General features: G+C 74.5%; 4 protein-coding genes. All 4 read left to right on the top strand.

Annotation, left to right across the window (positions count from 1 at the left end; all coding sequences use genetic code 11):
- Nucleotides 1-196: 196 nt before the first annotated feature.
- From AB0A74_RS42430 to ispG, 4 genes are read left to right on the top strand one after another with little or no spacing between them, the layout of a single operon-like run.
- Nucleotides 197-1237 (top strand): family 2 encapsulin nanocompartment cargo protein polyprenyl transferase, encoded by a 1041-nt coding sequence (locus tag AB0A74_RS42430; protein WP_358258875.1) that lies wholly within the window; start codon nt 197-199, stop codon nt 1235-1237.
- 13 nt (nt 1238-1250) lie between these two features.
- On the top strand, nt 1251-2177 hold the full coding sequence (gene ispH, locus AB0A74_RS42425; RefSeq protein ID WP_358258873.1) for a 4-hydroxy-3-methylbut-2-enyl diphosphate reductase: 927 nt from the start codon (nt 1251-1253) through the stop codon (nt 2175-2177).
- A complete protein-coding gene (locus AB0A74_RS42420; protein ID WP_358258871.1) occupies nt 2174-3904 on the top strand; it encodes a 1-deoxy-D-xylulose-5-phosphate synthase in 1731 nt (576 codons plus the stop codon). The genes ispH and AB0A74_RS42420 overlap by 4 nt, the downstream gene beginning before the upstream one ends.
- Nucleotides 3901-4992: a flavodoxin-dependent (E)-4-hydroxy-3-methylbut-2-enyl-diphosphate synthase gene (gene ispG, locus AB0A74_RS42415; protein WP_358258870.1), complete on the top strand. Its 1092-nt coding sequence runs from the start codon at nt 3901-3903 to the stop codon at nt 4990-4992. The genes AB0A74_RS42420 and ispG overlap by 4 nt, the downstream gene beginning before the upstream one ends.
- Nucleotides 4993-5399: the final 407 nt, after the last annotated feature.

Here is a 5399-nt window from a genome sequence, read left to right as displayed (position 1 = left end):
GTTCTGGTTTTTTTTCTGGGGGGCTGTATGGGGCCCCGCGGGGGGGGGTGTGTTGGTCCCTTTCTATAGGGCCGTAATTTGGGGTTTCTCCGCCTGCCGGCGGCCGGGTGCGCGCACCCGGCCGCCCGGTCACTCCTGCGCCCATTCCAGTCCTTCGTGGACGTAGAGGCGCTCCCCCGAACAGGAGTTGGAGTCCATGACCGACCTGGACGTGACCCCCGCGCGCCGGTCCGCGGGTGAAGTGCTGAGCTGGAGCCGCGCGGGCGTGGACCCCGCGCTGCGCACGGCGGTGGACCGGCTGCCGGACTCGATGCGCGCCATCGCGGGCTACCACTTCGGGTGGTGGGACGAGCACGGCGAGCCGACCGGTGCGGACCCCGGCAAGGCGATCCGGCCGGCGTTCGCGCTGCTGGCCGCGCAGGCGGTGGGCGGCACGGCGGCGACGGCGCTGCCCGCGGCGGTCGCGGTCGAGCTGGTGCACAACTTCTCGCTGCTGCACGACGACGTGATGGACGGCGACACCACCCGGCGGCACCGGCCCACCGCGTGGAGCGTGTTCGGCGTGAACGCGGCGATCCTCGCCGGCGACGCGCTGCTGACCCTCGCGCTGGACGTGCTCGCGAGCAGCGGGCACCCGTCGGCCGCGCGGGCGATCCGGGCGCTGTCCGACGCCACCCAGCGGCTCAACGACGGGCAGGCCGCCGACCTCGCCTTCGAGGAGCGCGGTGACGTGCGGGTCGCCGAGTGCGTGCGGATGGCGGAGAACAAGACCGCGGCGCTGATCGGCGCGGCCTGCGCGGTGGGCGCGCTCTACGGCGACGCGCAGGGCGACCAGGTGGAGCAGTTGCGCTCGTTCGGCGAGCTGGTGGGCCTGGCGTTCCAGTTCACCGACGACCTGCTGGGCATCTGGGGCGACCCGGCGCTCACCGGCAAGCCGGTGTACTCCGACCTCAACAACCGCAAGAAGTCCCTGCCCGTGGTGGCGGCGCTGGCCTCCGGGACGCCCGCCGCGCGCGAGCTGGACGAGCTGTACCACTGCGACGCGCAGCTCGGCCCGGCCGAGCTGGAGCGCGCGGCCGAGCTGATCGAGGCCACCGGCGCCCGCGCGTGGAGCCTGTCGCAGGCCGAGGACCTGGTGGCGCGGGCGCGGGTGCACCTGCGCGCCGCCGACCCCGACGACCGCGCCGAGCGGGAGCTGGACTCCCTGGCGCGCCTGGCCACCCGCCGAGACCGCTGAAGGAGCCCGCCCGATGGTCCTGCCCGTGGTGCTGCTCGCCTCGCCCCGCTCGTTCTGCGCCGGGGTCGAGCGGGCGATCGAGATCGTGGAACGCCTGCTCGCCCAGCGCGGCGGCCCGATCCACGTCCGCAAGCAGATCGTGCACAACACCCACGTCGTGGCCGACCTGGAGGCGCGCGGGGCGGTGTTCGTCGACGAGCTGGACGCCGTGCCCGACGGCGCGACCGTCGTGTTCTCCGCGCACGGCGTGTCCCCCGCGGTGCGCGCGGAGGCGGCGCGGCGCGGCCTGGACGTGGTGGACGCGACGTGTCCGCTGGTGACCAAGGTGCACGCCGAGGCCCGCCGGTTCCTCGCGCGCGGCGACACGGTGGTGCTGGTCGGGCACGCCGGGCACGAGGAGGTCGAGGGCACGCTGGGCGAGGACCCGGAGCGGATCGTGCTGGTGGAGAGCGCGGCCGACGTCGCGGCGCTGGAGGTGCCCGACCCGACGCGGGTGTCCTACCTGACCCAGACGACCCTGGCGGTGGACGAGACGACCGAGGTGGTCGCGGCGCTGAAGGCGAAGTTCCCCGCGCTGCGGGGGCCGGCGTCCGACGACATCTGCTACGCCACCACCAATCGGCAGGACGCGGTGCGCGAGATCGCCGGCGAGGCGGACCTGGTGCTGGTGGTCGGGTCGGCGAACTCGTCGAACTCGGTGCGGCTGGTGGAGCTGGCCCGCCGGCAGGGCGTCCCGGCGCACCTGGTGGACGACGTGTCCGACATCCGGCCCGAGTGGCTCGCCGACGTGCGGGTGGTGGGCCTGTCGGCGGGCGCGTCGGCGCCGCCGCGGCTGGTGGACGAGGTGGTCGAGGCGTTGGGCGCGTGGGACGTGCAGGTGCGCGAGACGACCCGGGAGACGATCACGTTCACGCTGCCGGCGGCGGTGAGGACACGATGACCCTGCTGGAGGCCATCGCCGGGCCGGGGGACGTGCGGGCGCTGCCGTCGTCGGCGCTGCCGGTGCTGGCGGGGGAGATCCGGCGGTTCCTGATCGAGCGGGTGTCGCGCGCGGGCGGGCACCTCGGGCCGAACCTGGGCGCGGTGGAGCTGACCATCGCGGTGCACCGGGTGTTCGACTCGCCCAACGACGTGCTGCTGTTCGACACCGGGCACCAGGCGTACGTGCACAAGGTGCTGACCGGGCGGGCGGCGGAGTTCGAGACGCTGCGCCGGGCGGGCGGGCTGTCGGGCTACCCGTCGGCGGCCGAGTCGCCGCACGACGTCATCGAGAACTCGCACGCGTCCACCGCGCTGTCCTATGCGGACGGTGTGGCGAAAGCGTTGCGGCTCAGGGGTTCCTCGCGGCGCGTGGTGGCGGTTGTGGGTGACGGCGCGCTGACCGGCGGGATGGCGTGGGAGGCGTTGAACAACCTCGCCGTGCTGGAGCACCCGGTCGTGGTGGTGCTCAACGACAACGGCCGGTCCTACGCGCCGACCACCGGCGGGTTGGCGGCGCACCTCGCGTCGTTGCGGCTCGGGCGGCGGCGGACGGTGTTCGAGGCGCTGGGCCTGGCCTACCTCGGGCCGGTGGACGGGCACGACCCGGTCGAGCTGGAGCACGCCTTCGTCGAGGCGGCGTCGTACGGGCGGCCGGTGGTCGTGCACTGCGTGACCCGCAAGGGCAAGGGCTACCCGCCGGCCGAGGAGGACCCGGCGGACTGCCTGCACGCGGTGTCGGCGGCCGGGTCGGGCGGCGGTGCGACGTGGACCGACGTGTTCGGGTCGGAGATCGCGGCGATCGGCGCGGATCGGCCGGACGTGGTGTGCCTGACCGCCGCCATGCGGGGGCCGACCGGGTTGGACGCGTTCGCCGAGCGGTTCCCGTCGCGGGTGTTCGACGTCGGGATCGCCGAGCAGCACGCGGTGACGTCGGCGGCCGGGTTGGCGATGGCCGGGCTGCACCCGGTGGTGGCGGTGTACTCGACGTTCCTGTCCCGGGCGATCGACCAGGTGCTGCTGGACGTGGCGCTGCACCGGCTGCCGGTGACGTTCGTGCTGGACCGGGCGGGCGTGACCGGGCCGGACGGACCCAGCCACCACGGCATGTGGGACGCGTCGCTGCTGCCGGTGGTGCCGGGCCTTCGGCTGGCCGCGCCACGCGACGCGCTGCGGTTGCGCGAGCTGCTGCGGGAGGCCGTGGCGGTGGCGGACGGGCCGACGGCGGTGCGGTACCCGAAGGCGTCGGTGGGTCCGGACATCCCGGCGCTGCGCCGGGAGGGCAGGGTGGACGTGCTGCGGTACGAGCCGGACGCCGTGGGCCTGCTGGTCGCCGTCGGCCCGATGGCCTCGGCGTGCCTGGAGGCGGCGGAGGAGTTGGCCGGGCACGGCGTGCCGGTGACCGTCGTGGACCCGCGCTGGATCGCGCCGCTGGACCCGTCCCTGCTCACCATCGCCGCCGAGCACCGCCTGGTCCTGGCCGTCGAGGACACCACGGCGGTCGGCGCGTTGGGTGGCCGCCTGGCGCAAGCGCTTGCCGTGGTCGGCGCGCCCACGCGGGTGGGGACGTTCGCGCTGCCGTCGAGCTTCCTGCCGCACGGCAGCCGGGCGGAGATCCTGCGAGCGCACGGCCTCGACGCGGCCGGCATCACCACGACCGTCCTCAAGCGACTGAAGGAGCCCAGTTGACGCCGCTGTCCCTCGCCCCTCCGGTGCGCAGGCGCCGTCCGTCCCGCAAGCTCTTCGTCGGCGCCGTGCCCGTGGGCGGGGACGCGCCGGTGAGCGTGCAGTCGATGACCACCACGCCGACGTCCGACGTCGAGGCGACGTTGCGGCAGATCGCCGAACTGACCGCCGCGGGGTGCGAGATCGTGCGGGTGGCCGTGCCGTCCCAAGACGACGCGGACGCCCTGCCCGCCATCGCCGCGAAGTCGCCGATCCCCGTGGTGGCGGACATCCACTTCCAGCCGAGGTACGTCTTCGCGGCCATCGACGCCGGTTGTGCCGGGGTGCGGGTGAACCCCGGCAACATCCGCGCTTTCGACGACCGGGTGGGCGAGATCGCCGCCGCGGCGGGCGCGGCCCGGGTGCCCATCCGGATCGGCGTCAACGCGGGCTCGCTGGACCAGCGGCTGTACCGCAAGCACGGCGGGGCCACGCCCGAGGCGCTGGTGGAGTCGGCGCTGTGGGAGTGCTCGTTGTTCGAGGAGCACGGTTTCACGGACTTGAAGCTGTCGGTGAAGCACCACGACCCCATGGTGGTGGTGGCGGCCTACCGGCAGTTGGCGCGGGCGTGCGACTACCCGTTGCACCTGGGGGTGACCGAGGCGGGGCCGTTGGCGCAGGGGACGGTCAAGTCGTCGGTGGCGTTCGGGCTGCTGCTGGCGGAGGGCATCGGCGACACCATCCGGGTGTCGTTGTCCGCGCCTCCGGTGGAGGAGGTGAAGGTGGGTGCGCAGATCCTGGCGTCCCTCGGGTTGCGGCCGAGGAAGCTGGAAGTCGTGTCGTGCCCGTCGTGCGGCCGGGCGCAGGTGGACGTGTACCGCTTGGCGGACCAGGTGACGGCGGCCTTCAAAGACTTCCCGTTCCCGCTGCGGGTGGCGGTGATGGGCTGCGTGGTCAACGGTCCCGGCGAGGCCCGCGAGGCGGACCTCGGGGTGTCGTCGGGCAACGGGAAGGGGCAGATCTTCGTGCGGGGGGAGGTGGTGCGCACGGTCGCGGAATCCCAGATCGTCGAGGCGCTTCTCGAAGAGGCGCTGAAGCTGGAACCGGCCTGAGGACCCGCGTTCCAGCCCTTCCCGCCAGGAAGCGGACAGGCCCCGCCGGCCCCCACCGACGGGGCCTGCCTGCCACTACGGACAACACACCCACCACTCCCCGCCGACCCACTCGCACAACCGCCACCCACCACCGCCGCGCCACCCGACCACCTCGCCGGCGCGCTCAATCGGCACCACGCCAGCCGCTCCCACCGCCCGGGTCCGATTCCGCCCCTGCCCCGGCAGAAATGATCCACAGCGGGCGGTAGCGGCGGGCGGCAGCGGGCAGCAGCGGCGGGCGGCAGCGGGCAGCAGCGGCGGGCGGCGGCGGCGGGCAGCGGCGGCGGGCGGCGGCGGCGGGCGGCAGCGGGCAGCAGCGGCGCCAGCGGCACCGGCGCGATCAGCAGCAGGGCGTCCGCGTCGAC

The sequence above is a fragment of the Saccharothrix sp. NPDC042600 genome, assembly GCF_040647305.1.
GTDB lineage: Bacteria > Actinomycetota > Actinomycetes > Mycobacteriales > Pseudonocardiaceae > Actinosynnema > Actinosynnema mutabilis.
This window is presented reverse-complemented; position numbering and strand designations above follow the sequence as displayed.